General features: G+C 56.7%; 32 protein-coding genes and 1 pseudogene. 18 read left to right on the top strand and 15 right to left on the bottom strand.

What is annotated here, in order from left to right; genetic code table 11:
* Positions 1 to 127: 127 nt before the first annotated feature.
* A complete protein-coding gene (locus B0B13_RS06990; protein ID WP_076787055.1) occupies positions 128 to 1,678 on the bottom strand; it encodes a protein adenylyltransferase SelO in 1,551 nt (516 codons plus the stop codon).
* A gap of 440 nt (positions 1,679 to 2,118) precedes the next feature.
* Here B0B13_RS06990 and B0B13_RS06985 point away from each other — a divergent pair, with 440 nt between their 5' ends.
* The 3 genes and pseudogenes from B0B13_RS06985 to B0B13_RS06975 all read left to right on the top strand — a co-directional run bounded on the left by B0B13_RS06985 (position 2,119) and on the right by B0B13_RS06975 (position 3,951).
* On the top strand, positions 2,119 to 2,421 hold the full coding sequence (locus tag B0B13_RS06985) for a Dabb family protein (protein WP_076787874.1): 303 nt from the start codon (positions 2,119 to 2,121) through the stop codon (positions 2,419 to 2,421).
* Positions 2,411 to 2,917 carry a PaaI family thioesterase gene (locus B0B13_RS06980; RefSeq protein ID WP_083703672.1) on the top strand — a complete coding sequence of 169 codons (507 nt, stop codon included), beginning with the start codon at positions 2,411 to 2,413 and terminating at the stop codon, positions 2,915 to 2,917. The genes B0B13_RS06985 and B0B13_RS06980 overlap by 11 nt, the downstream gene beginning before the upstream one ends.
* Positions 2,918 to 2,939: 22 nt before the next feature.
* A pseudogene (locus B0B13_RS06975) lies at positions 2,940 to 3,951 on the top strand (NADP-dependent oxidoreductase).
* A 99-nt stretch (positions 3,952 to 4,050) separates the two neighbouring features.
* On the opposite strand, the gene ygfZ reads toward B0B13_RS06975, so the two are convergent.
* The 8 genes from ygfZ to B0B13_RS06935 all read right to left on the bottom strand — a co-directional run bounded on the left by ygfZ (position 4,051) and on the right by B0B13_RS06935 (position 9,233).
* Positions 4,051 to 5,028, bottom strand: a complete 978-nt coding sequence (gene ygfZ, locus B0B13_RS06970; protein ID WP_237573831.1) for a CAF17-like 4Fe-4S cluster assembly/insertion protein YgfZ — start codon at positions 5,026 to 5,028, stop codon at positions 4,051 to 4,053.
* Between the two features lie 234 nt (positions 5,029 to 5,262).
* Positions 5,263 to 6,315: a site-specific integrase gene (locus tag B0B13_RS06965; protein WP_170872402.1), complete on the bottom strand. Its 1,053-nt coding sequence runs from the start codon at positions 6,313 to 6,315 to the stop codon at positions 5,263 to 5,265.
* Entirely contained in the window at positions 6,315 to 6,575 is a 261-nt protein-coding gene (locus tag B0B13_RS06960; protein ID WP_237573825.1) for a DUF4224 domain-containing protein, read from the bottom strand. The genes B0B13_RS06965 and B0B13_RS06960 overlap by 1 nt, the downstream gene beginning before the upstream one ends.
* Positions 6,572 to 6,802: a hypothetical protein gene (locus B0B13_RS06955; RefSeq protein ID WP_139337354.1), complete on the bottom strand. Its 231-nt coding sequence runs from the start codon at positions 6,800 to 6,802 to the stop codon at positions 6,572 to 6,574. Before B0B13_RS06955 ends, B0B13_RS06960 begins: the two co-directional genes overlap by 4 nt.
* A gap of 22 nt (positions 6,803 to 6,824) precedes the next feature.
* Positions 6,825 to 7,367 (bottom strand): LbetaH domain-containing protein, encoded by a 543-nt coding sequence (locus B0B13_RS06950; RefSeq protein ID WP_076795292.1) that lies wholly within the window; start codon positions 7,365 to 7,367, stop codon positions 6,825 to 6,827.
* A gap of 59 nt (positions 7,368 to 7,426) precedes the next feature.
* On the bottom strand, positions 7,427 to 7,933 hold the full coding sequence (locus B0B13_RS06945; protein ID WP_076795289.1) for a siphovirus Gp157 family protein: 507 nt from the start codon (positions 7,931 to 7,933) through the stop codon (positions 7,427 to 7,429).
* 9 nt (positions 7,934 to 7,942) lie between these two features.
* Positions 7,943 to 8,572, bottom strand: a complete 630-nt coding sequence (locus B0B13_RS06940; RefSeq protein WP_076795286.1) for a hypothetical protein — start codon at positions 8,570 to 8,572, stop codon at positions 7,943 to 7,945.
* A 13-nt stretch (positions 8,573 to 8,585) separates the two neighbouring features.
* A complete protein-coding gene (locus B0B13_RS06935) occupies positions 8,586 to 9,233 on the bottom strand; it encodes an AAA family ATPase (protein WP_076795284.1) in 648 nt (215 codons plus the stop codon).
* 205 nt (positions 9,234 to 9,438) lie between these two features.
* Here B0B13_RS06935 and B0B13_RS06930 point away from each other — a divergent pair, with 205 nt between their 5' ends.
* The gene (locus tag B0B13_RS06930) at positions 9,439 to 9,855 is read left to right on the top strand and encodes a CCDC90 family protein (RefSeq protein WP_076795281.1); all 417 of its coding nucleotides are present in this window, start codon (positions 9,439 to 9,441) and stop codon (positions 9,853 to 9,855) included.
* 225 nt (positions 9,856 to 10,080) lie between these two features.
* Here the strand turns inward: B0B13_RS06930 and B0B13_RS06920 are convergent, their stop codons facing one another.
* Positions 10,081 to 10,425: a hypothetical protein gene (locus tag B0B13_RS06920; protein ID WP_076795279.1), complete on the bottom strand. Its 345-nt coding sequence runs from the start codon at positions 10,423 to 10,425 to the stop codon at positions 10,081 to 10,083.
* Positions 10,426 to 11,193: 768 nt separating this feature from the next.
* Entirely contained in the window at positions 11,194 to 11,571 is a 378-nt protein-coding gene (locus tag B0B13_RS06915; protein WP_139337353.1) for a hypothetical protein, read from the bottom strand.
* Between the two features lie 144 nt (positions 11,572 to 11,715).
* Between B0B13_RS06915 and B0B13_RS06910 the strand changes: the two genes are divergently transcribed.
* The 5 genes from B0B13_RS06910 to B0B13_RS06890 all read left to right on the top strand — a co-directional run bounded on the left by B0B13_RS06910 (position 11,716) and on the right by B0B13_RS06890 (position 15,066).
* Positions 11,716 to 11,973: a transcriptional regulator gene (locus B0B13_RS06910; RefSeq protein ID WP_076795274.1), complete on the top strand. Its 258-nt coding sequence runs from the start codon at positions 11,716 to 11,718 to the stop codon at positions 11,971 to 11,973.
* Between the two features lie 540 nt (positions 11,974 to 12,513).
* Positions 12,514 to 12,915 (top strand): hypothetical protein, encoded by a 402-nt coding sequence (locus B0B13_RS06905; protein ID WP_076795271.1) that lies wholly within the window; start codon positions 12,514 to 12,516, stop codon positions 12,913 to 12,915.
* 176 nt (positions 12,916 to 13,091) lie between these two features.
* Positions 13,092 to 13,970 (top strand): hypothetical protein, encoded by an 879-nt coding sequence (locus B0B13_RS18360; protein WP_170872400.1) that lies wholly within the window; start codon positions 13,092 to 13,094, stop codon positions 13,968 to 13,970.
* Positions 13,957 to 14,619, top strand: coding sequence for a hypothetical protein (locus B0B13_RS06895; protein WP_076795266.1), 663 nt, complete (start codon positions 13,957 to 13,959; stop codon positions 14,617 to 14,619). Before B0B13_RS18360 ends, B0B13_RS06895 begins: the two co-directional genes overlap by 14 nt.
* A gap of 72 nt (positions 14,620 to 14,691) precedes the next feature.
* Positions 14,692 to 15,066, top strand: a complete 375-nt coding sequence (locus B0B13_RS06890) for a hypothetical protein (protein ID WP_139337352.1) — start codon at positions 14,692 to 14,694, stop codon at positions 15,064 to 15,066.
* A gap of 21 nt (positions 15,067 to 15,087) precedes the next feature.
* On the opposite strand, the gene B0B13_RS06885 is transcribed toward B0B13_RS06890, so the two are convergent.
* Entirely contained in the window at positions 15,088 to 15,357 is a 270-nt protein-coding gene (locus tag B0B13_RS06885) for a type II toxin-antitoxin system RelE family toxin (protein ID WP_076795260.1), read from the bottom strand.
* The gene (gene relB, locus B0B13_RS06880) at positions 15,341 to 15,568 is read right to left on the bottom strand and encodes a type II toxin-antitoxin system RelB family antitoxin (RefSeq protein ID WP_076795257.1); all 228 of its coding nucleotides are present in this window, start codon (positions 15,566 to 15,568) and stop codon (positions 15,341 to 15,343) included. The genes B0B13_RS06885 and relB overlap by 17 nt, the downstream gene beginning before the upstream one ends.
* A 602-nt stretch (positions 15,569 to 16,170) precedes the next feature.
* On the opposite strand from relB, the gene B0B13_RS19195 reads away from it, so the two are divergent.
* Both B0B13_RS19195 and B0B13_RS18355 read left to right on the top strand, forming a co-directional pair.
* Entirely contained in the window at positions 16,171 to 16,305 is a 135-nt protein-coding gene (locus B0B13_RS19195; RefSeq protein ID WP_255763089.1) for a hypothetical protein, read from the top strand.
* A 567-nt stretch (positions 16,306 to 16,872) separates the two neighbouring features.
* On the top strand, positions 16,873 to 17,049 hold the full coding sequence (locus tag B0B13_RS18355; RefSeq protein ID WP_170872399.1) for a hypothetical protein: 177 nt from the start codon (positions 16,873 to 16,875) through the stop codon (positions 17,047 to 17,049).
* 210 nt (positions 17,050 to 17,259) lie between these two features.
* On the opposite strand, the gene B0B13_RS06875 is transcribed toward B0B13_RS18355, so the two are convergent.
* Positions 17,260 to 17,541 (bottom strand): type II toxin-antitoxin system YafQ family toxin, encoded by a 282-nt coding sequence (locus tag B0B13_RS06875; protein ID WP_076787091.1) that lies wholly within the window; start codon positions 17,539 to 17,541, stop codon positions 17,260 to 17,262.
* Positions 17,528 to 17,794, bottom strand: a complete 267-nt coding sequence (locus B0B13_RS06870) for a type II toxin-antitoxin system RelB/DinJ family antitoxin (protein WP_076787093.1) — start codon at positions 17,792 to 17,794, stop codon at positions 17,528 to 17,530. The genes B0B13_RS06875 and B0B13_RS06870 overlap by 14 nt, the downstream gene beginning before the upstream one ends.
* Positions 17,795 to 18,398: 604 nt before the next feature.
* Here B0B13_RS06870 and B0B13_RS18350 point away from each other — a divergent pair.
* The 7 genes from B0B13_RS18350 to B0B13_RS06845 are packed head-to-tail and all read left to right on the top strand — an operon-like array spanning position 18,399 to position 24,186.
* Positions 18,399 to 18,554, top strand: coding sequence for a hypothetical protein (locus B0B13_RS18350; RefSeq protein ID WP_170872398.1), 156 nt, complete (start codon positions 18,399 to 18,401; stop codon positions 18,552 to 18,554).
* Positions 18,555 to 18,575: 21 nt separating this feature from the next.
* On the top strand, positions 18,576 to 18,725 hold the full coding sequence (locus B0B13_RS18345; RefSeq protein WP_170872397.1) for a hypothetical protein: 150 nt from the start codon (positions 18,576 to 18,578) through the stop codon (positions 18,723 to 18,725).
* A gap of 55 nt (positions 18,726 to 18,780) precedes the next feature.
* Entirely contained in the window at positions 18,781 to 19,131 is a 351-nt protein-coding gene (locus B0B13_RS06865; protein ID WP_076795254.1) for a DUF5681 domain-containing protein, read from the top strand.
* A 2-nt stretch (positions 19,132 to 19,133) separates the two neighbouring features.
* Positions 19,134 to 20,516 carry a phage terminase large subunit gene (terL, locus tag B0B13_RS06860; RefSeq protein ID WP_076795252.1) on the top strand — a complete coding sequence of 461 codons (1,383 nt, stop codon included), beginning with the start codon at positions 19,134 to 19,136 and terminating at the stop codon, positions 20,514 to 20,516.
* A gap of 7 nt (positions 20,517 to 20,523) precedes the next feature.
* Positions 20,524 to 22,035, top strand: coding sequence for a phage portal protein (locus tag B0B13_RS06855; RefSeq protein ID WP_076795249.1), 1,512 nt, complete (start codon positions 20,524 to 20,526; stop codon positions 22,033 to 22,035).
* Positions 22,025 to 22,885: a phage head morphogenesis protein gene (locus tag B0B13_RS06850; protein WP_170872396.1), complete on the top strand. Its 861-nt coding sequence runs from the start codon at positions 22,025 to 22,027 to the stop codon at positions 22,883 to 22,885. The genes B0B13_RS06855 and B0B13_RS06850 overlap by 11 nt, the downstream gene beginning before the upstream one ends.
* A complete protein-coding gene (locus tag B0B13_RS06845) occupies positions 22,882 to 24,186 on the top strand; it encodes a DUF2213 domain-containing protein (RefSeq protein WP_076795244.1) in 1,305 nt (434 codons plus the stop codon). Before B0B13_RS06850 ends, B0B13_RS06845 begins: the two co-directional genes overlap by 4 nt.
* Position 24,187: the final 1 nt, after the last annotated feature.

Genomic DNA, 24,187 nt, shown 5'->3' with positions numbered 1-24,187 from the left:
CCATGATGGAATGCCTCCTGCTAATGAACGAGTGTGGACACACTTGTTGGCGACGACCATGCGAATCGTGCCGCCGTCACCCGTGCGGCTGCCGTAGCGATGGTCGTGTGCATCACACGGCAGCCGCTCAGGACGAACAACTCACCGAAAGCGACGCGGCCCAATCCGGCGGCAGGGCCGCGTAGGCTTCATACTCGAGTTGCTCGTCGAACGGGTGCGACAAGACCTGCAATAGCCGCGCAATTTCGGTGAAATCCTTTTCGTTCGCTGCGCGGACCGCCTGTTCAGCCAAATGGTTGCGTAGAACGTATTTCGGATTGACGCGGTTCATCGCCGCGCGACGCGTCGCATCGTCTGCGGGCTCGGTTTTCAGCCGCTGTCGATAAGCGGCTGCCCATGCATCGAACGCAGCACGATCGACGAACAAGTCCCGCACGGGTGCGTCACCGGAAGCATCGTGCCGGCGCACACCGGCCATGCGCCGAAAGGTCAATGTGAAGTCGGCGTGATTCGCGTGCATAAGCGCCAACAGACGATTAATCAATGCGACATCGTCCGGTTCGGCCGTGGTCAGTCCAAGTTTGGCACGGAAACGTGCCTCCAGTGCTGGGCCGAAGTGGGCTTGGTATTCCTGCAGCGCATCGCGTGCATCCACGATCGCACGCTCATCCCCGGCCGTGCCCCGGTGCGCGCCGATCAGTGGCAAGAGCGCCTGCGCCAGACACATCAAATTCCAGCGGCCCACGTGCGGCTGTTGCTGGTACGCATATCGCCCAGACGTGTCGGAGTGGTTGCAGATATGGTTTGCGTCGAAGCCGTCGATGAAGCCGAACGGCCCATAGTCAATCGTTAGTCCAATGATCGACATGTTGTCCGTATTCATTACGCCATGGCAGAAACCCACGGCTTGCCAATGCGCTATCAACGCGGCCGTGCGCTCGCAGACGGCCGCCAGCAATGCGAGGTAGGGATCCTGCACATCGCGGCAGAACGGGAATGCATGCTCGATCACATGGTCTGCGAGCCGACGCAACGCTTCCACTTGCCCAGTCGAATAGAAGTGCTCGAAATGGCCAAACCGAATGAATGTGGGCGCGACACGCGTCGTGACTGCCGCCGTTTCCACCGTCTCGCGATAGACTGGTGCGTCTGAGCCGATCACACACAACGCGCGCGTGGTCGGAACGCCGAGAAAGTGCATCGCCTCCGAGCACAGGAATTCGCGGATCGAAGAGCGCAGCACCGCCCGACCATCGCCCATGCGTGAGTAGGGGGTCCGGCCACCGCCCTTAATCTGTATTTCCTGGGGCTGTCCGCGATGCTCGGTCTCGCCGAGCGTCAACGCGCGTCCGTCGCCGAGTTGGCCGGCCCAGACGCCGAACTGGTGGCCGGAATACACGCTGGCGAAGGGCAACGCCGCGTGCTCCAGGTATCGCGTCAGATTACCGCAGAAGTAGTCAGCGAATGCGGGGTCGGTCAGTGCTGCGGCACTCAGGCCGAGTTCATGCGCGAGGTCGGTGGAAACAGCGACCACATACGGATCGGGCAACGGCGCGGCGCTTTGCCGCGTGAGGAACTGCGTGCCAAGCTGGGAGAACGCGCCGGGCCGATTCGGATCGATTGCGCCCGCGAATGCCGGCTGTTTGTGAACAACGGTGTCGCTTTGGGAAAACGCCATGAGCGCTCCGGTGTCGTATCAGCTTCTATTGTAAATCGTCTGTCGTTGGCTTGCCGATCCTTAGCGAGCCGTGTGAGCATGGCAATGCCGTAGTCCACGATTGTACTGATGGACCGAAATGCATCAGAAGACGACACGATGCGCACCTTTACTCGCTAGATGAAGGGTAGTTAGTTCAGGTAGCGGATAATTCGTTGTGGGTCTCGTCGTTGATCGCGCATGCAGTGCGGCATTTCAGCGATGTCAAGATTGTGTTCCAACGCATCGACGGGCCGCCCATGCACGATGGCTGCCACGCGGCCGCCGCATGGCGGCATGCGACAGAATCGCCGATCAGAGGCAAAATGGCGGGCTTGCTGGTTCACCCCGCGACGCGATGATCGCCGCGTCGCGATGCAATGCAAGTTCAAATTGTCGGATCAGCGGCCAAGGAGGCAGATGTGCTGAAACATATTGTCATGTGGAAATTGAAGGAGCAAGCCGAAGGTGCGGATCGCGCAACGAACGCAGTCCGACTGAAAGCGATGCTTGAAGGCTGTCGAAACATCGTGTCCGGCATGCGCCGCTTCGAGGTCGGCATCGCGACGCCGGGGCTCGAGGCGACCTATGACGTGGTGCTCGTGTCCGAGTTCGATGACAAGGCCGCGCTTGAGGCCTATGCAGTCCATCCCGAGCACGAGAAAATCAAGGCGTTTGTTGCGAGTGTACGCGACGCGCGGCAGTGCATCGACTATGAAGCCTAATACCGCGCCCGTGGCGAACGATACACCGCCGGCCGCAGTGCAAGCGCTGAGCAGTCCATTCGTCGACCATCTGGGCGTACGGCTCGTCCATGCGGCGCACGGGCACAGCGAGGTGGTGCTGCCACTCACGGCGTTGCACCTGAATACATGGGACGTCGCGCACGGCGGCGTGACGATGACGCTGCTCGACGTGGGCCTGGCACTGGCCGCGCGCTCGTTGAGTAGCGGCGCGGGCGTGGTCACCGTCGAGATGAAGACCAACTTCATGCAACCCGGACGCGGCGAACTTCGGGCCCGGGCGCGGGTGCTGCACCGCTCCGCGACAATGGCTTATTGTGAGGGTGAGGTGCATGATAGCGACGGACGCTTCGTCGCCAAGGCGCTGGGCACGTTCAAGTACCTGAGCGCATTAGCCGTAGGTCGCGAGATCACCCACCAGCGGGTGGTACCGCAACCGGCTGTGCCGGACGCCGACCAGGCGCCGACGCACGACTGACGTTCACCCCCAGGACGGAGATATGAGTGCATCGAATCAAGCAGCAGTGAATCACCAGATTTGGCTAGTGTCGCGTCCGGCCGCAGAGCCGTCGCACGACAATTTCCGGCTCGTGCAAATGCCGCTGGAGCCACTCGCGCCTGGCCAGGTTCGCGTCCGCAATCATTACCCGTCCCTCGATCCGTACATGCGCGGCCGCAGGAGCGACGCGAAATCGTATGCGCCGCCGCAGCCGTTGGAGCAAGTCATGCTCGGCGGCACGGTCGGTGAGGTCGTGGAATCGACCCATCCGCAATGGCACGTCGATGACAAGGGGCTGGCGAAGTTTGGCTGGCAGGAATATGGCACGTCAGATGGCACTGACATGGAAAAGATCGACGACACGCGCGTGCCATTGTCCGCCTATCTCGGCCCGGTCGGCATGCCGGGCGTCACCGCCTGGTACGGGCTGAACCGGATCATTGCGCCCCGGCCGGGCAGCACAGTAGTGGTCAGCGCGGCCAGTGTTGCGGTCGGCAGTGTCCTCGGCCAGTTGGCCAAGCTGAGCGGCGCGCGCGGTCGGCATCGCAGGAGGCGCAGACAAGTGCCGCTACGTCGTCGAGACGCTCGGCTTCGATGCGTGCATTGACTATAAGGCAGCCGATTGGTACCAGGACTTGCAACGCGCGACGCCGGATGGTGTCGATGGCTGCTTTGAAAACGTTGGCGGCGTGGTGTTCGACGCAACGCTTACGCGGATGAATCCATTCGGCCGCATCGCGCTATGCGGGATGATCGCGGGCTACAACGGCGAGTCCGCGCCGCTCAAGCATCCGGCGCTGATCGTCACGCAGCGGCTGTGCGTGCAGGACTTCATCGTCTCGGAGCACCTCGACGTATGGCCGCAGGCGCTGCGCGAACTTGGCGAATGGGTGGCCGCCCAATGCTTACACTATCGCGAAAGCATCGCAGAAGGCCTGGACAGTGCGGTGGATGCCTTTATCGGCTTATTCAAAGGCCGCAATTTTGGCAAGCAGCTGGTTAAGCTGGTCTAAGCGCGCGCCAGGCACGGATACGGCGTGGGCGCGCACGCAGTTGGCGTCTCATTGGCGCCTGACGCGGATCGCAGTCCGTTTGCCTCTGCGTCGGACCGCTCAAGGCGCTTGCGTCGGCAGCGGGTACGGCAGCGGTAAAAACGCCAGCGTTGGGCCGTGCGGAGAGCCGACGTGGATCGAGCCGGTATCGAGTGCGCCAAGCTTAAGCTGGACCAGGCAATCGACACCGCCTTCGGGAGCCGCAGCGGCATTGACTACCATCCCGCACGGCTGGCTAGGGTCCTCCGAATGAAACACCTCGACGCCGGCGTGCGCCTGCGCGGCGTGTGCCAGCACCGTGCGGCGCTTGATCGTGCCGCGATACTGAGAACGGGCGACCACTTCCTGCCCCGGATAGCAGCCCTTGCGGAAGTTGACGCCACCGACTAGTTCGAAATTTATCATCTGCGGCACGAACTGCTCGCTCGTCGCGGCATTCACACGCGGCTCGCCCGCGCGGATGTCAAGCCAGTCCCACAGTGCGGGATCGGCCCGTCGCGCGCGATGCGTCGCATCCAGTGCGGCAAACTTCGCGTCGACCGCGGCCCTCGGCCCGACCCATAGGAAACGTGGCGCGCCGTTCGCATCCGGCACGCGGATCAACTCCCCGCAGGCCGTATCAATCTTTACGTGTACACCGTCGGGCAACGCCTCGAAGTACTGCGATAGCGCGGCACGGACGTCGCCGGCAAAGCCGACCACGGCGAGACCGTCGGTAGCGTTGATCAGCCGCGCCTTGGCGCGCAGCACGAACATCGACAATCGCTTTTGAAGCGGCACGGCCAGGTCTGCGGAAACCAGCATGCGCACTGCGTCGCCAGCACGCCAGACCAGCAGGGTGGCGAGCAGCCGCCCTTTGGACGAGCAGAAGCCGGCTAGCCGCACACTGCCTGCTTCTAGCGTTTGAATATCGTTGGTCAGTTGGCCGTGCAGGAAACTGGCTGCGTCGTCACCGTGCACGTCTATCACGCTGAACTGGTCGAGCACCATATAAGCGCCTCGTTCAGCGTGAAGCGCGGTAAACGCGTCGGTGTCCATGCGCGCCAGCGCGTCGGCGTCCCGACCGGCATCGCCATCACCTGGCCCAGTAGCTTTAGAGGATGTGTTCATGTTCAAGCTGCGTTGTCAATTCTGACTTTGGCTTAGGCAAGCAAGTATTATATGCTTTCTGGCTATATTGGCGATATCCGCCAATGGCACACCCGGCAAGGCTTTCAGCCATTCCGGATTAGATGCCTTGTGCCATAGAATAGGCCGTGTGCCATAGATTGATTATCGTAGCGGTCTGACGCGCTCAGGTTTGCGGCGATAAATCCGTTCTGTAACCTTGCCGTCAGCGTGTGCTAACAAGCGGCGGGCGTGCTCTAACGTCTGTGCATCACTGGCGCACTTCGCGCGCAGGTCATGTTCAGTGAATCGCTCTTTGATTTTTGTGACCCTGAGGACCTTGTTCATAAAGTTGTGCCACATCCCGTCCCATCCCCTGGCGAGTCCGTTTTCTTCGTTGTAATAGCACGCGCCCCGGCCTGTGCAGAAGAGCCACGGTGCAACATGGACCGGACGCGCGGCCTTGGCTGCGGCAACCGCAGCACGTAGCTCATCGGACCACTCAATGATTAGCTGCTTTCCGGTGGAGCTTTTGGTCTTGCCGGGTGTCACATGAATGCCATCTTCCTTGAGACTGGATTCCGTAATACGCAACAGGTCGCCGCGTCGCAGGCCGGTAAGAAGCTTGATTCGGATATACGCCTGGATCGCACGAACGCTTCCTGATTTCCGGCGCGCAGGCAGCGACAGGCACTCGATGATTTCCCAGTCTTCAATGTACCGGTCACGTGGCTTTTCGCCTTTGAGACGCACTTCGCCCTTGAACGGGTGCCGATCAAGATAGCCCCACTCAACGGCTTTCGTGTACGCGTGCGACAGCACTGCGACTTCGCGCCGGGCAGCGACTTTTGCTATCCGCTTATCGAGGTATTGATAGACGTGCCTTGGTTTCAGCGATGCGAGGGGCACGTTGCCCAACACCGCGCGTAGCCGCTTCAGCGCGACAGCATTGTTTGTCTGCGTGGTGACCTTTTTTGTAGGCACGACTTGGAGCGCGTAGCGCTCAAGCAGATCGCCGATCGTTCTGGCATCGTCAATGTGCTTGATGCGTTCCGCCCATGTACGATAGGCTTCGGGTAATGTCTTGCCAAGCTGGAAAGACTGCTTACCATCCCAAGCAGCTTCGTGCCCCGTGGGTACACGGTAATAATATGCACCGTGCAAAAATCGCCAGCGCTTTGGAAGTCCTTTGTTTTCTTTGTTCCTTGGTTTAGGCATTACGCAGCGCTCCAGTTCGCATCAATATCACGGTCGTCGCGGAGCGTGACACATGCGACGCCGAGGATTTGTTCGACGTGAAGGCGCGACACGATGAGGCGTCCGTCTGCTCGAACCTTGTGTTCGATGCCCATCATGCGCAGGGTTGTTTCCTGTGCGGAACGCTTGCTGCGACCGGTCAATTCGACCAGTTCGTCCTGTGTGAGAAACATGGGTCTTGGCAGGGTTTGGGGGATGTGGATGGCATTGCTGTTTTTCATATCACGCTTTTTCTCCAACCCATGCCAGGTTTTTTATCGCCCACTGCCTTTTTTTGTTTCCTCCAGCCGGGCGAGAAGTGGTTTGTCAGATAGCGCCCGCAGACACATGCGAACGAGATAAGCACACGAATGCGCAAGAGTTTCACGCCAGACTCTTCAATAAATTGATCATTGATAAGTTCGAATTTCTTGACAATGGTCATGCCTTCACCGTTCGGGTTGTTCACGGTATCGATTCTCCTTGGAGGGTCAGTGCACTCGCGCGTTGCCGGACAATCGTGCGTCGCCGGACACCTGCACGTTGCCGCACATTTGTACGTAGTCGGATACCCAAGCGTTGCTGGACACCCACACGTAGCCGGATACCCGTGCGTAGTCGAATACCTGCGCGTTGCCAGACACCCGTACGTAGCCGAATACTTGTGCGTTGTCGAACACCCGCGCGTCGCCGGACACTAGAGCGTCACCGGACACCCGCGCGTTGCCAGACACCCATGCGTTGCCAGACACCCGTGCGTAGTCGAATACCTGCGCGTTGCCGGACACCCGTGCGTAGCCGAATACCTGTGCGTTGCCGGATACCCGTGCATTGCCAAACACCCACGCGTTGTTTGCTTGCGAAAGGTTCTCTTCTTTCTCCACGTAACCGCCGATATCACCAGCGCTGACGCCTGCGAACGAGACAAGTGCGCGGATGCGGAAGAGCCTTACACCAAACTCTTTAATAAATTGATCATCGATAAGTTTGAATTTCTTGATAATGGTCATGCCTTCACCGTTTGGGTTGTTCATGGTGCCAATTCTCCTTGGGTAGACGGACGGTTGTTTCACCAAAGCATGAGACATCTGCGTTAAGGCTTGATTTCGAGGCGCTGGCTGTATTCGATCCGACAGCCCGGCACGTCGCCCCCATCTTTGATTGCTCGTGCGATCAACTTCTTGTCTGGCTTTGGCGGTGGAGGTGGCGGATCTGTCATGTACGCCATTGGAACCTGGCGCTCGTCATCGATGACGACCTTGGCAGGGTTCTCACGCACGGCAAGCTTGAAGTACGGGCATTCGAGCTTTTGCACGCCGCTCATTAGCATGTTTTGCAGCAGATATGCTCTGATTCGCTCCGCACGTTCTGCATAGGTTCGCGCACGCGTTTGCATTTGTTCAATCGCGGTTTGAATCTGCTCCGCCGAAGCTTCGAGGTTGCGAATCACGAACGCAACGTTTTGAGCTTTGGTGATTAAATCCCCGCTGATTGATTCAAGCGTGTCTGCTACGGTTTGCTCATCGAGATCGAGTTCCACCAGCCTATCGGCCGCTTGTCGATACTCACTGGCAATTTGGTATAAGGTCAGGTCACTCACGCTAACTCCTCAAAAGGGAATGTCGTCATCCATGCCCGACGAACTATTAGCGTCAGGTATAGGGCCGCCCGGCTGAGAAGCTTGCCCCACAACGCGCTTCAACGGACGATGGCGAAGCGCCTGGATCATCTTCGAGAGTTGCGTCGGCTCAACCTTTTTGTCGAGGATTTCTCCAGCCATCAATCCGCTTGAGGCCTCAAAAAAGGCGGCGGGCACGACTTTGGTTCCGATGCTTCCGTCCTTTTTTAGATAGTCCTCAGTTTCAAACAAAATGCCTACTTGCTTGTTCATGAGATCCTTGAACACCTCGGTGTCAAACTCCTGAACGCTGTTCGTTTCCCGGTCCCACTTCTTCACGGTGGCGTGAGAGGGAGTGATGCTTTTGATATGCAGGCACGCCATCAGCGCTTGTAACTGCTTGAAGCCGAACAGTGGTTCGCCTTGTGCTTTCATGGTCCAAAGCGTGAAATTTGCGCTCAAGCGTTCTGGTGTCTCGAATGCAAAGTCGATGCCACAGGTGCCTTTGGCGCTCGTTACATCTTCTGCGCGGGTGAATATCCCAACATACTTTCCAATGTCAGTGATACGTACGATGCGTTCATCGGCTTGACGTGCTACGTTTGTGTCTAGTGCATACATGATGTGTTTCCGTTCAGGCGGTTTCGTTCAGTTCGTAGAAGGCGGTGATGGCGTGATCGACCGCTGACAGGTCATTCGGAATGCGCTCGGATTCGAACAATCCCATCGGACTTTTAACGGTGTCGCGTCCGTTGTTACGTGTGGTGAAGGTGTATTCGCCATCGGTTACGTCGGTGCGCAGAACGATGGTGAACATCCCTTCGATTGTGATCTTCTCGTCTAACATCTTTCCGATCGTCTTGATCTTCGTGGTGCCTGACTGATCTTCTTCGGTATGGCTGAGCACATAAACGCGCACGTCATCGGGCAGCATGCCGGCAGCGCAGAGTACATCCCATGCGTGGCGGCCAATCTCGGTGAACTTGTCAAATCCCCGTTCGTCGCTGCGGCGCATGAATTCGTTGGCAAGCATGTACTGGAAGTCGTCCAGCACAATGACCTTGCGTCTGGTATGCTGCATGATCGTGATAATCTTTTGGGATTGATCCGATACGAGGATGTTGCCCGCCTTGTCCTTCGTGTGATAAGCCCATCCTGCTGCACGAAAAGGCAGCGGCTTACGGATAGTCTGGATCAAGAGGGTGTGTGCCGGGTCCATCTTGCAGAGGGAGGTGGACTTTCCGGTTCCGCTCTGACCGAGAATCAGCGTTGCGATGCTCATCTTTGACTCCTTGCGATTCGTGCCATTGAAGAAATTCTTGTAACTCTTGTTGCTGCCGGTAGTCGGGGCCGTGATCAGTGATCATGTGTTTCTCATGTCAAAGACGACAGGGTTCGGGATGCCCGTGCGTCTCCGGACGCCACAAGGAAGGGGACAGATTTGTGCTATGCTGTGTGGTATCTAGCTCGTTTTCTGACATTTCGCCATGGCCGCCATCGCCTTCGACACACTGAAATTTGCCAACCGGCTCAAGACCGCCGGCGTGCCGCCCGCGCAGGCTGAAGCGGAGGCCGAGGTGTTTGCGGATATCTTTGAAGCCAATTTCGACGCGTTGGCGACCAAGGCTGATCTGCGTGAACTCGAAATGCGCTTGGATGCCAAGGTGGACAAGGGATCCGCGGAAGTTAGGGGCGAGCTTGATAAAAGATTCGCGGAAGTTAGGGGCGAACTTGATAAAAGATTCGCGGAATTTAGAGGCGAACTTGATAAAAGATTCGCGGAAGTCAAGGGTGAACTTGATAAAAGGTTTGCGGAAGCCAGAGGCGAAGCGTTGCTCCTTAAATGGATGCTCGGTGTGACGGTTGCTAGCACGACGTCCCTCCTAATCAGATCGTTCTTCTGAAGAAGTAACCTTTTTGCTCAAACGGCATGAGGCGCACGCTGTTACCTGTCGAGATTCACAACAATCAATACGCCTAGCGTGATTGCAAAGCATGCGAGCGCGACGGCTCTATCCGACATTCCGGACCGAAGAAGAATCCGATCCCACAGCGGCGGGGTGATGTCCTTGGCATCGTTTAGGCCGGTAAGGCGCTTGTTTTCGGTGCAAGTCCTGGTCTTGTGCATCTCAGCGCTCCGTTTCTAATTTTCCGACGTCGCAGATAGCTTCTGTTTCTGCATCCTCGCGCATCGCGTCCAACACGATGTTCTTGACCATCGCGCCAAATTGAGCGTCGCTCACTAACCATGTGGCGCGCAGCGCTTCGCCGTGCTTCGACTGCATTGCGCTGTGCATACCGCCGACGATATCGTCATACGTCAGCCTGCTGACCTTACGTGCGAACTTCTCTTTGGCGATGGACGCAATGAGTTCGTCACGCTCCGCCTCGGCATCTGCGCGGTCATCCATTTCTGCCTTTTCGCGGGCGTAGTGGTAGTCACGAAGCTGGTCTACATCTGCATAAAGGGTCATAGCTGCCTCCTTTACCTATTGGTAAGTGCTGCGCATTGAAGGAACAGTGGTTAATCAACGCTATACAATATGCACTACTAATTTTGTATCGCTCCGCTTGAAGCCCAGGTACTTGTTGTGTTCAGTGAATGGCGCTGTGTATTCGCCAACAATGTTGGTGCCTAAAGACGCTTAACGTTGCTTGTGAGCTGCTGTCGCGCGTGCCGACACGCTGTGGGAATGTACGGAAACTGCTGATGAAGTTGGGGCGTGAACATGACCTCACCGATCAAATCGTTGGCGATGGGTGAATCATAGGCCAAGCCTAATAATTTTGCAAGGCATTGCCTAATTCTTTAGGCGTCGGGCGTGACCGATGGCTGCCTTTGATTCTTGATATTTCGAAGAAGAACGATTTGTGCTTTTGCAAAAGCTTCGGCTGCGTCGATGAGATCGTACTGCCATGCACCATGCAAGTCCAGCACTGTACGCCCAGGCGCAACTTTTGTAAGCGTCGCGCGGGAAGGGCAGACTTCGTCTGGCTCACATCCGGGAAAGTAATGGACAGTCATGCTGCGTGTGGAGCAACGTAGATTGCATTACTGCGCGGTTGGGAATCGGAACGCTTGAGAAGCATGGCCTCGTGCATCCTGCTTTCCTTTTGATGGACAGGCTATCAAAGAGGGCTAGGGTGACATCACGCTGTAGCACACGAGCTATCCCCTGGTACGGCTGCCAAGATTTGACTTAACTCTTAACATCGTAAGACGACAAACATGCGTGCCCAAACTAGGCTTTGCGCTGATGCGCTGGTTCCTCTCTTATGCCCAAATTAGCGTCATCGACAATGAATCTTCGGCCGGTAAGACGTGTTTTCTCTCGCGACTCTACAGGCGGAATTAGCAACTCAAGCGCGCGAGCTATCCTATCAATTTCTTCGTCGGAGCGACCTTCAAGCACTTTTGCCAAACGTATCAGCCTTGGTGGAAAACCAGGGGACGCGTTGCCTTTGGCACTTTCTTCGCCTGTGATCCACCAATCTGCAGTATGTCCGAAGACCTCGACAAGCTGAGGAATGTGTTTTTTCGCAATGCGCCCAAAGTTCAGCCAGTCGTACACAGACGGTGCTTTAACGCCGAATAGCGTCGCGACCTCCGATACAGACATGCCACGCGCTTGCATCTCGTCACGTAGACGATCCCCAATGTGACGCTCGGTGTGTGTTGGCGTAGTCATGTCTCCATTAGGCAACGCCGAACATATTTCGGCAATGCCTTGACTTATATGTAGGCTATACCTAATATCTGTCATATGGATCATTTTGCCCCGATCAAAGAAGCCTGCGATACGGTAAACGGACTGAGTGGCTTCGCCCGAATGGTGGGAGTCAAACCTCCAACCGCTTACGAATGGCTAACGCGTCAAAGGCCAGTACCACCGCATCGATGTGTGCTTATCGAAAAGATTTTTCCGACATCTACGAGGAAACGCCTCCGTCCTAAAGACTGGATGCTGATCTGGCCGGAGTTAGCGGAGGAAGAGCAGCTTGCCTCGCGGGAGGCGGCATGAAGCGCGCAGCACTCCAGTCCTCCACGAAGGCAAAACATGCCGCCGCTGCATTCTGGCTGAAAACCCAACGCACCTCGGAAGACCGAGTCGCGATGCACGATCTGTTCCGCCGCGCTTGCGCGGGCGAAACAGAAGCACTGATCGAATGGCTCAGGGCTACGAGGAATGGCCCGAAATTTCTCCCAGCAAAGCCTTCGCTAGCTGCACAGATTGAACAACTTGAGAATCGGGTTTCTCGCCTGGAATCTGGAGTTTCTGCTCCTACCACTCGATCTTCGCCTCCCACGCCGCCCGCAAACGCTCCGGCTGCGGGTGGGTTTGAAAGACGGCAGAGATTGCGGCGAGCAATACATGCGTTATTGCGTTTTCGCTCATAGGGGCTTCCTTTCGCGGAATGGGTTGATGTCGATGGCCTGCAAGCCGAGGTTGATTCTGACATGACTGGAAGCCCCTCCCTTTTGTAGTTTGCGATGGAATCGAGAGATTTTCCCCGAAACAACGACACAACACGAGACAAACGATTTGACGCGAGATGCTTCGATGCAGCGGGAACTGAACTTAAAGCCGGAAATGCAGCGCGTGGACATACGATCCATCGACGCGCAACCGTCGCTGACAGCGGCCATCCGCTTGTGTCAGCAGCTCTCCGGCCTAGATGACAAACAGATTACCGGGAAACAGGGCATCGTCGCCGACGTGGCGCAGTGGTCACGTATTACCAGAAGCAGCCAACACTACTTCCCCCAGGACAAGCTGAATGCCTTCATGGACTTGTGCGGCAACGAGGCGCCGCTGATCTGGTTGGCACGGTCGCGGGGCTACGAACTCACGCCGCTGGAAACGGAGATGGAACGTCGGTTGCGCCTGGAGCGCGAAAAAACCGACGAACTCGAGCGTGAAAATATGCTGCTCAAGAAGCTGCTGACGGGGAGGGCGGAGTGAAAAAGGCCTATCGCACACTGATTGTATCGCAAGCGTTTACCGTCGCTTGCGTGGTCAGCCTCTCAGACTGGTGCCCGTTGCAAGCGCAGCCCAAGCGCGCACACGGCACCATGTTTAAAAAGGCGGAACTGACGGCATAAGCGTCGCACATCATAGACGGTTGAATGGAGCTAAGCATGGCCCGTGCACGAAACATCAAGCCCGGCATTATGGAAAACGAGGATTTAGCCGAGTTGGACCCGTTTGCCCGACTCCTTTTCATTTATCTGTGGATGCTGGCGGACCGCGAAGGCCGTCTTGAAGACCGCCCAAAGAAAATAAAAGTAAAAGCGTTACCGTACGACGATGTGGACGCGGATGCACTGCTTAATAGTTTGCAGTCCAAGGGGTTCATTGTGCGGTATACCGTCTCTGGCGTCGGATACATTCAAATTCTGTCGTTTTTAAAGCATCAGAAGCCACACTCGAACGAAACGCCGAGTGAGATACCACCTTGGAGCCAAGAACTTGCTACCAAGGTAGAAAGTCCTTGTAACCTTGAGGAGAAGGGCTGCAAACCCAAGCAACAAGCACTTGGCCCTTGTATCTCTGATTCTCTGATTGACGGATTGACTGATTGTCTGATCCCTAGCAAAATCCTTTTGCCCCCGACTGCGTCGGAGGCGCCCTCAAAAAAGCTTAAAGCGGAAAAGCCGCTTGTGCCGACAACCGAGATCTGGCGCGCGTACGCGACTGCCTACCAGCGCAGGTACGGCGCGTTGCCAGTGCGCAACGCAAAGGTCAACGGCCAGCTATCGCAGCTGTTGCAGCGCCTTGGCAAGGACGAAGCGCCAGGCGTCGCCGCTTGGTACGTGGACAGCAACAAGCGTTACTACGTGCAAAAGATGCACCCGGTGGACTGCCTGCTGGCCGATGCCGAAGCGTTGAGAACGGAGTGGGTGACAAATCGCAGGGTGACCGAGACACAGGCACGCGAGGCGGATCGGTTGCAGGCGACGGGCGATATGTGGGCGCGAATCCTACGGGATGCGGAGGCGGTTAATGGCGACAGCTGACTTGATTCAGGCGGTGGCGGCCACGGCCGAGTTGTGCGGCACGAGTCTAAGCGAGGCGGCGGCCAAGATGCTGGTGGCTGATTTGGCCGCGTTTGATGAGCAAGCAGTGATTGTCGCGCTATCGAAATGCCGGCGTGAGCTAAAAGGCCGGCTAACGCTCTCGGAGATCCTTTCACGGATTGACGATGGCCGTCCGGGGCCACAGGAGGCGTGGGCGATGTTGCCGCGTGACCTCAACGCGACGGTGGTGATCACCGATGAGATGGCGCAGGCTTGGGGCCTGGTGCGCAGCCTTTTGAGCGAAGGGGAATGGGTGGCGGCTCGTATGGCGTTCCTGGAGGCGTACACGAGACTGGTAACGGACGCGCGCCACGCAGCCAAGCCTGTCAGGTGGTTCGCCTCGCTGGGGTACGACAAGGAAGAACAACAGGCGGTTATCACGCGTGCAGTTGAGACGGGCCGTTTAACGCCCGAGCACGCCAAGGCGCTATTGCCCGGGCCCGTAGACGGACCGATGAGCCAGTTCCTGCTGACCGGAAATGCAGCCCCGTTGCTTGAGGCACAATCGCCAGCGAACCGGGCTGCTGCGCTGGATAACCTCAGCGAAATAAAAAAGATCATTGCCCGCGTCTGTGGAGCGAAAGCATGAACGGCAACAGGGAACTGTACCGGCCCGTGCATCCCATATTGCAGGCAGTAAGGGTAACGGAAGTGGGAAAGCATGAACGGAGATAACCAGGCGCTACATGAGTTTTGTTTGCGTTGGGTTGAGTGGAGCAGGACACGGCGGCTTTATGCACCATTGCGGCCAAAAAATATTTTGCTACGGCTTAGAGAACCAGCAGGGCTAGGCGATGAGTGTGATGCGGAACTGGATGCGGCGCTAAATTTATTCAACGTGGCGTTGATAGCATACCCGGAAGGGCGATCCAAACAAGCGTTCATGGCGTTCTATCTGGGCCGAGTCCGCCCGGTTAAGCGAGCAGCCTATGAACTGGGTTATTCGCGCATGGGTTTTTTCAAAGCCGTGCGTCGGGTGCGGGAGAACGTGTATGCGGTCTCACGCCGCTTGATGCAGGATCGGGAGCAGGTCTAATTCTTTGATCCGCTTTGCTGCTCATCGGTACACCTCGCGACGGTTTCCGATTCGCACAACGAGAATGCGCAAAGCGCCGTCCTCGATACTGGCAATAATTTTGCAATCCCCGACACGGTATTTCCAGAAAGCCCTCAAGCGCGAACCTTTGAGGGCTTCGCCAATGCTGCGAGGGTCGTCCAGTACGGAGACACGCTCATGTAGGAAGGCCAGGATACGGCGGGCACATTGCGAGTCAAGTTCCTTGAGGTTCTTGCGTGCCAGGCTCGATAGTTCAACCTTCCATGCCATAGTGTTTCATCACTTCTTCGAGCGGTGCGGTTTCGGAGTTTCCCGCGCGGATCGCTTCAAGCTCACGCTCGGCCAAGTACAAATCCTCAAGATCGTCGAGGTGTTCGCAAATCGCCTCAGTGATGTAAAAGCTTTTGGTGCGCCCAGTCAGTTCGGCCAGGTTCTTCAACCGGGCTTCCACATCGCTAGGCAGTCGAATTGAAAGGGCCATAGCGCTATGCTCCTTGGATAGTGTGATACAAGTATCGTACAAGACTGGGCGAAGCGCAAACCCCTTTGTCCAGAAAACGGTGCATTTGCAGATGCCGCATGACGATCGTGGTGAGCTATGCCTTTGCCTTGCTTCCCACATCAAGCGTATGCGGATAGTTGGTTCCGGTAAAGAACGGAATGTAACCGAATGAAAAAATGTAAACTTTTTAGTTTACTTAATAAAAGTTTACATTTTCCCCAGTTTTTTGTATCATTTTTGAAAAGCTGGATTTTAACGTCCAGACGAAACAACGCGTTGAAAGGCGTGATTTTTAAGCCCTGAGCCGGGTCAATCGGCCAGGGCTTTTTTCATTGACCGACTCATCGGCCATCCAGACCGCCAGGTCGCCGGCCAGGACAAGCCGGCGAGTGTCCGCAACAACCCCGGCAGTGCGTCAAGCTTATCTCCTACTGGCAAGGACGCACCGCTGACCCGGCGTGAAGGGTATGAACATGTAGTAATCACCGAAAAGTCGCCGTAAAAGCGAAAGCCCCGAACCGTTGGTAGCGGTCGGGGCTTTCTTGCATCAACCTTCTGGGACAAACAGAAGGAAGGCATGAATGAATTCTAGCAAACTCATCAAGGAGTTGCGGATGATGTTGAAAGAAATGCCAGCGCAAAGATTTTGGGCGCTATGGATTGTGGCGCTGTGCTTTGGTATTGGCTATATCGTGCAAGCGATCCGTTGGTGGTGATGTTTGGCAGACGCAGATCATGCCGCAAGAGATGTCACCCAATCGCTTTGAGGCAATCCGGCGTTTGAAGTAGATATGACTATGAATAGTGCAAGGACAGCGTGGCAAGCCGTTTGCCAAGGGGCAAACAGGCAACCCCAAAGGCCGCCCGAAGCGTAACACTTAAGTAAATTTTTTAGTTTACTTAATAAAAGTTTACATTTTTCCCAGTTTTTTGTATCATTTTTGAAAGGTTGGATTTTAACGTCCAGACGAAACAACGCGTTGAAAGGCGTGATTTTTAAGCCCTGAGCCGGGTCAATCGGCCAGGGCTTTTTTCATTGACCGACTCATCGGCCATCCAGACCGCTAGGTCACCGGCCAGGACAAGCCGGCGAGTGTCCTCAACAACCCCGGCAGTGCGTCAAGCTTATCTCCTACTGGCAAGGATGCACCGCTGACCCGGCGTGAAGGGTATGAACATGTAGTAATCACCGAAAAGTCGCCGTAAAAGCGAAAGCCCCGAACCGTTCGCAGCGGTCGGGGCTTTCTTGTTTCCACCCCTTGTGGACACCAAGAGGAAGAACGTTGTTCAAGTATACGCCGAAATATCAGGTGAAGGTGGACGGAAAGATGAATTCGACCGATGCTGGAATTGTGGCGCGCAGACTGGCTAATGCCGCATTGATCCTAGCAGCCGGGGCCTTTTGCTTTGGGTTTGGTTTCGGTATTAGCTACATCGTACACGCGATTCGCTGGTGGTGAAAGAGAGGCGGAACATGCCGATTCCGTTCCCTCATGGTTTCTGCAATCCTGTTTATGCGCAGGTATTCGAATAGCTGGCAGAGCGGCTGAGCGAAAACCGGCGGGCTTCTTTCGTGATTGACTCCTCGGCCATCCAGACCGCTCGCAGGCCAGGACAAGCCGGCGAGTGTTCGTAACAATCCCGGCAGTGCGTCGAGGCTTTACTCCTGTTTAACCAAAAAGTTCGCTGTGTGAACCAAGCCGCGCCAATCTGAGCGTGTCGGAATCCGACTTTCGGTAAATTAACAGCAGGTCGGGCTTGATGTGGCACTCGCGATAGCCTGCCCAATCGCCGGAAAGGTCGTGGTCACGGTAGCGTGCAGCTAACGGCCGGTCAGTCGCGAGAGCGAGTAGCACCAGCTTGAGCGCATCATCCAGTGTGGCACGGTGTTGCCCCTTGGCTTCCCGCTTGTAATCGCGTTTGAACGCAGACGATCGGTCAATCGTCCGCATGCAGATCCGCCATCAGACTATCAACACTGGTGAACTTCTTGCCCTTGCCCGCTTCCAGTTCAGCAATCGCTTTGCGTGTGGTGGCGTTGGGTACCTTCACCTCAAACGGCAGGCGGTGTTCATCAGCGATGCGCAGCATCAGCAGACGGATGGCATCGGAAATCGATAGCCCCATCGCTTCAAGCGCGCTCGCGGCGCGTTCCTTGGTGTGGGTGTCGATGCGAGCACGGACGTAGGTATCAGCGGTACTCATGGTCACGCTCCTTAAACAGTGTACCAATCCGATTGTAGTCACAAATGGACTACAAGACAAGTCTCGGGCGGCGCGCGCAGCCGAAGGTTTTACCCTGAGTAACTGGCCCTTACAGCGCAAGCATAGCAACAAACCAGCGTGGCAAGCCGTTTGTCAAAGGGCAAACAGGCAACCCCAAAGGCCGCCCGAAGCGTAACACTTAAGTAAACTTTTTAGTTTACTTAATAAAAGTTTACATTTTCCCCAGTTTTTTGTATCTTTTTTGAAAGGCTGGATTTTAACGTCCAGACGAAACAACGCGTTGAAAGGCGTGATTTTTAAGCCCTGAGCCGGGTCAATCGGCCAGGGCTTTTTTCATTGACCGACTCATCGGCCATCCAGACCGCTAGGTCACCGGCCAGGACAAGCCGGCGAGTGTCCGCAACAACCCCGGCAGTGCGTCAAGCTTATCTCCTACTGGCAAGGACGCACCGCTGACCCGGCGTGAAGGGTATGAACATGTAGTAATCACCGAAAAGTCGCCGTAAAAGCGAAAGCCCCGGACCGTTCGCAGCGGTCGGGGCTTTCTTGTTTCCACCCCTTGTGGACACCAAGAGGAAGAACGTTGTTCAAGTATACGCCGAAATATCAGGTGAAGGTGGACGGAAAGATGAATTCGACCGATGCTGGAATCGTGGGACGCAGACTGGCTAATGCAGCGTTAATTTTGGCAGCCGGGTTCGGTAGCGCGGCGCTGATTTGGGCGATCCGCTGGTGGTGAAAGAGAGGCGGATCATGCTCTATGGTTCTTCGCGTTTCTTATCGCGGCATCAGCTTTTGTGCACGCAATTCGCTGGTGGTAGTTGCGGATGATGTTGAAGGACATGCCAGCTCAAAGGTTTTGGGCGATCTGGCTGCTTGGCTTGTTATATTTTTCCGCCAAGTTCCTTGACGTACCCATTGTAGTTTCATGGTTGAGTCGATAAAACTCCAAGTTTTAAGCAGTTATGGCCCTTAACAGCGCAAGAACAGCAAAAAAACAGCGGGGCAAGCCGTTCGAGAAGGGACAAACAGGCAACCCCAAAGGCCGCCCTAAACGCACGCAGGAAGAATTGGACCTGATCGCCGCGTGCAAAGCCAAAACGCCCGACGCGCTTGAGGCGATCGAATCGATCATGTTGGGTGGCAAGAACGAGCGCAACCGGTTGTCGGCTGCGCTGGCGATCATCGAGCGGGGTTATGGCAAGCCGGTACAGGGCGTGGAACTAGGGGGCACGGGCGGCGGGCCGATTCAAAGCATAAACATGCCTCCAGATAAATTCTGGGAGATCGCCAAGACCATCGCCGATGAGATTTGACTATGCATCCATTCAGCCCGGACGAACACTTCGCGGCTGCAAAGATGGCACAAGCGGATTTGTACTTCTTCTCGCGCTGGATGTTCTATCAGCGCCGCCGGTACAAATGGCTGCGCGGCCCGCACCACAAAGCGATCTGCGATGCGCTAATGCGTGTCTTCCTCGGTAAGGCCAACCGGCTAATCATCAACGTACCGCCCCGATATTCAAAAACTGAACTCGCGGTAGTTAACTTTATCGCTTGGACACTCGGACAGGTACCCGATGCCGAGTTCATCCACGCGAGCTACGCTGCACCACTGGCCGCAAATAACAGCGCCAACGTGCGCTCGCTCGTGCAGCACGAGGCTTACCAGCAGGTTTTCCCAGCCTGCCGCTTAGCCTCGGATTCGAAAAGCCACTGGAGCACCACCGAGGGCGGCGTGATGTACGCCGCTGGTGCCGGGGGTACGATTACTGGCTTTGGTGCGGGTAAGCACCGCGAGGGCTTTGGCGGCGCAATCATCATTGACGATCCGCACAAGCCCGACGAAGCCAAGAGCGATGTCATCCGACAGGGCGTCATCGATTGGTTTCAGAACACGCTGGAGAGCCGCAAGAACAGCAAGGACACGCCGATCATCCTGATCATGCAGCGCCTGCATGAGCACGATTTGGCAGGTTGGTTGCTCGATGGTGGCAACGGAGAATCGTGGGAGCACGTTTGTTTGCCTGCAATTCAAGCCGATGGCACGGCGCTATGGCCGGAGAAACACACCATTGATGATCTGAGGCGGATGGAGCAGGCGGCTCCCTATGTGTTTGCAGGGCAATACCTGCAACGCCCATCTCCACCGGATGGTGGCCTCATCAAGCCGGACGCAATCACGACAATCGACGCGCTACCTGTGGGCACGATCAAATGGGTGCGCGGTTGGGATTTGGCCGCGACCATCGACGGCGACTATACGGCAGGCGCGAAGCTGGGCAAGCTGGAGGATGGCCGCTTTGTCATTGCTGACGTGGTGAGGTTGCGCTGCGGTCCCGACGAGCGGGACGCGGCACTGACGAACACAGCCGCTCGCGATGGCAAATCGGTGCGCATTAGTCTGCCCCAAGACCCAGGTCAGGCCGGCAAGACTCAGGCGCTATATCTGACCCGCAAGCTGGCGGGCTACGCGGTCACCACCTCGCCAGAATCCGGCGACAAGGCGACACGGGCCGAACCGCTGGCCGCGCAGATCAACGTCGGTAATGTGCTCATGCTGCGCGGTTCGTGGAACGACGCCTTGCTTAACGAAATGCGACTGTTCCCCAATGGAACGCATGATGACCAGGTCGACGCGTGCTCACGCGCGTTCGCCGAAATCATGGTGCACAAGCGCGGCTTCTTTGATCTGGATTAAAACCGACATGTTCAACTGGTTACGACGCAAAGATGAGCCGCCCCAAGCCCCCGAGACCCCAAAGTCCGGGGGCTTTTTCACGACCAAGCATGATCTGCGTGTCGGCCAGACTGAGGCGTGGGCACATTTGCAGGCGTCAACGTTTCAACGCTCGGTGGCCGATGATTTTTGCGCCGCCGACGTCGGCATGGACGCGAACGAACTTGAAAACAGCGTCAAGCGCGTTGCAACGCTCCGACAGGAAAACATGCCAGCCGCGCAGGTCGGTTGGTATGCGTCACAGAGCTTTATCGGCTACCAACTCTGCGCGCTGATTGCACAGCATTGGCTGGTTGACAAGGCATGCACGATGCCGGGTAAGGATGCGATCCGCAATGGCTATACGGTTACGGTCAACGACGGTACAGGAGTGGATGCGGGCGTCATCGACGCAATCCGCAGGGAGGATAAGCGTTTCCGAATCAACCACCACATGCGCGAGTTCGTGCGCATGGGGCGTGTATTCGGCATTCGCATCGCCATGTTCGTGGTCCAGTCAACCGACCCTGAATATTATGCCAAGCCATTTAATCCAGACGGCGTGACACCAGGCAGTTATAAGGGCATCCGGCAAATCGACCCATACTGGGTGGTGCCAGAATTGAACTCGACGGCTATAACCGACCCGACAAGCCTGCACTTTTACGAGCCGACTTACTGGCGCATCAATGGCAAGCCGATCCATCATTCGCATCTGATTATCTTGCGCACTGGCGAAGTTCCGGATGTATTGAAACCGACCTACTACTACGGTGGCGTGCCGGTGCCGCAGAAGATTTTCGAGCGCGTCTATGCTTCCGAGCGCACGGCCAACGAGGCTCCGTTGCTCGCAATGTCCAAGCGCAGTACGGTCATTCACATGGACGTGGAAAGTGCTGTCGCCAATCAGGCAAAGTTTGAGCAGCGGATGGCGACCTGGGCTCACTATCGCGACAACCACGGCATCAAGGTTGTTGGCACGGAAGAGCAAATCGAGCAGTTCGACACCGCGCTAGCGGACTTCGATGCGGTCATCATGACGCAGTATCAGCTTGTCGCGGCGGCGGCGAACGTGCCGGCCACCAAGCTGCTTGGCACATCGCCCAAGGGCTTTAACGCAACGGGCGAGTTCGAGGAAGCGAGCTACCACGAAGAACTGGAAAGCATTCAGGCGCATGACCTGACGCCTCTGCTGGATCGTCATCACTTGCTGGTCATCCGCTCGGAGATTGCGCCGAGGTTTGGCGTCGTGCCATTTGAGACGACGGTGGCATGGAACCCGCTGGATTCGATGACGGCAAAGGAGCGCGCCGAAGTCAACAAGATGGAAGCGGAAACCGGTGCCATTCTGGTGCAGTGCGGGGCCATCGACGGCATCGATGAACGCCGCCGAATCACCCAGGACCCCACCAGTGGCTACACCGGCATAGAGGAAGCCATGCCGGCTGACCCGCCTGATAAGGCGGGTGATGAATTGCCTGAGGATGACGATGGCACGTAAGCTACTGGCCCGCAAAAAGGCAGCGTGGGCGGATCAGTTCAAACCAGCCGTGCTACGCGGCAAGCCGCTGCGCGTGAGTGCTGGCTTACAGGCACGCTATCAGCAGGACCTGGAGCGGCTTGTCGCCGAGATGACGGCTGCCAGTCACAAAGAAATTGTCGCGCTGTTCGATAGCCCGTCAGCGCAAACCTTCTTTGCGCAAGACGCCAGCCTATCGAGCCAGGCACGCATCGTGACAAACGCGCTGACCCGGCGTGTACGCAAGCGTTTCGCGCTCAAGGCAAAGGCAATCGTGAAGCGCATGGTCGCGGGTGCAGATAAGGCAAGCAGTGCCAGTTTGCACAGCAGCCTGCGTGACCTGTCCGGTGGACTGTCTCTCAAAACCACAGCCCTGCCATCGACCGCAAAGGAAATCCTTGCCAGTTCGGTAGCCGAAAACGTGGGCCTCATCAAGTCAATTGCCGATCAGTATCTGGCCGGCGTACAGGGTGCGGTCATGCGTGCAATCACCAGCGGCAACGGGCTACAGGACCTGATCTCCTATCTACGGGAACAGGAAGGCGTGACAAGGCGACGCGCGCGAAACATCGCGCTCGACCAAACGCGCAAGGTCTACAACGGCCTGAACAATGGGCGCTGCATGTCGCTTGGCATAACGGAAGGGGAATGGGTACATAGCAGCGGCGGTATACAGCCTCGCGAACGCCATCTTGCCTTTGACGGCAAGGTGTTCAATCTAGCGAGGGGCGCGCCGGTCGGCTCCAATGGGGCCTATGTGCGACCAGGGGAGGAGCCCAACTGCAAATGCAGCTTTATACCGGTCATTCGCTTTTCCCGAGGTGACGCATGACAAATCGCGTCATCGATACGAACGGCTGGGCCGAAATTCGTGACAACCCGATTTCCAAGGTGGGGGTATTTCCCTATCTGGGCAGATCAATCGGCGCGCCCGAGCCTAACCGCATTTACATGGTCTACCGGCCAGAAGAAGAGTTGGCCGATCCCGCCTGCATTGAATCGTTCAGGCTGCTGCCGTGGGTCGATGGACACGAAATGCTTGGCAGCAAGGATACCGGCTATATCGCGCCGGAAAAGAAGGGGATTCAAGGTGTCATTGGCGAGGACGTGTACTACGAAGACGGTGTACTGAAAGGCAACATCAAAGTCTTCTCCGAATCACTCGCGGCGCTTATCCATAGCGGCAAGCGTGAGCTGTCCGCAGGCTATCGTTGCCAATACGAGTTTACCTGCGGCCAGTACAACGGCCAACGCTACGACGCCATTCAGCGAAAGATTCGGGGAAACCACCTCGCGTCTGTCCACGAAGGGCGCATGGGACCAGATGTCGCTGTCCTGGATCACATGACATTCACATTCGATGCAAAGGAGTTACTCATGACAGATACAAGCAAGGCAACAGGGCAAGATGAAGAGGTGTCGCTCGCCAACGTAGTGAAACAGCTGATTCCGCTGGTGCAGGCGCTGGTCGGTTCGACACCTTCCGCCCCGCCGGACGGCGATGTAGATCCATCGGTAATCGGCGACGATGCCCCGACCAAGATGCCGGTTGAAGATGACGATGGCACGCTGCCTGCCGAAGATGAAGACGATGATTTACCCGCGGCGAAGGGCGAGAAAGAGACAGAAGACGAGCAAGAAACCGCGCAAGCCATGGACGCGGCAATTAAGGCGCTTCGCACCGCATCCAAGACTGCGCCGAAAGCGATGCGTGCGAGCATGGACAGCGCCATTGCCGGATTGCGCAAGGCTTACACCGCCGCCCAAACCCAGTCGCAAACGCCGAGCAAGACGGTAGCGAGCGTTGATGCCGCCGAAGTCAAGGCGCTGCGCGCGCGCGTGGCCCAACTGGAGCGTAGTGCCGCCAAAGGGATCATGAGCGAAATCAGCAAGCGCGATGCGCTTGCCAGCCGCTTGTCCACTCATATCGGCACGTTTGATCACGCCGACAAGACGCTGGTTGAAGTGGCGCGCTACGGTGTCTCAAAACTCGGTATCGCTTGCGCCAAGGGGCAGGAGATAGCCGCGCTCGACGGCTATTTGCACGGTCGCGAGGCTCCCAAACCGGGGCAGGGTATGGATGCAAAGCATCCGACATCGAGCGAACTCGACCAATATTTGCAAGGAGTCTGAC

This window comes from Burkholderia sp. b14 (genome assembly GCF_900156195.1).
GTDB lineage: Bacteria > Pseudomonadota > Gammaproteobacteria > Burkholderiales > Burkholderiaceae > Mycetohabitans.
This window is presented reverse-complemented; position numbering and strand designations above follow the sequence as displayed.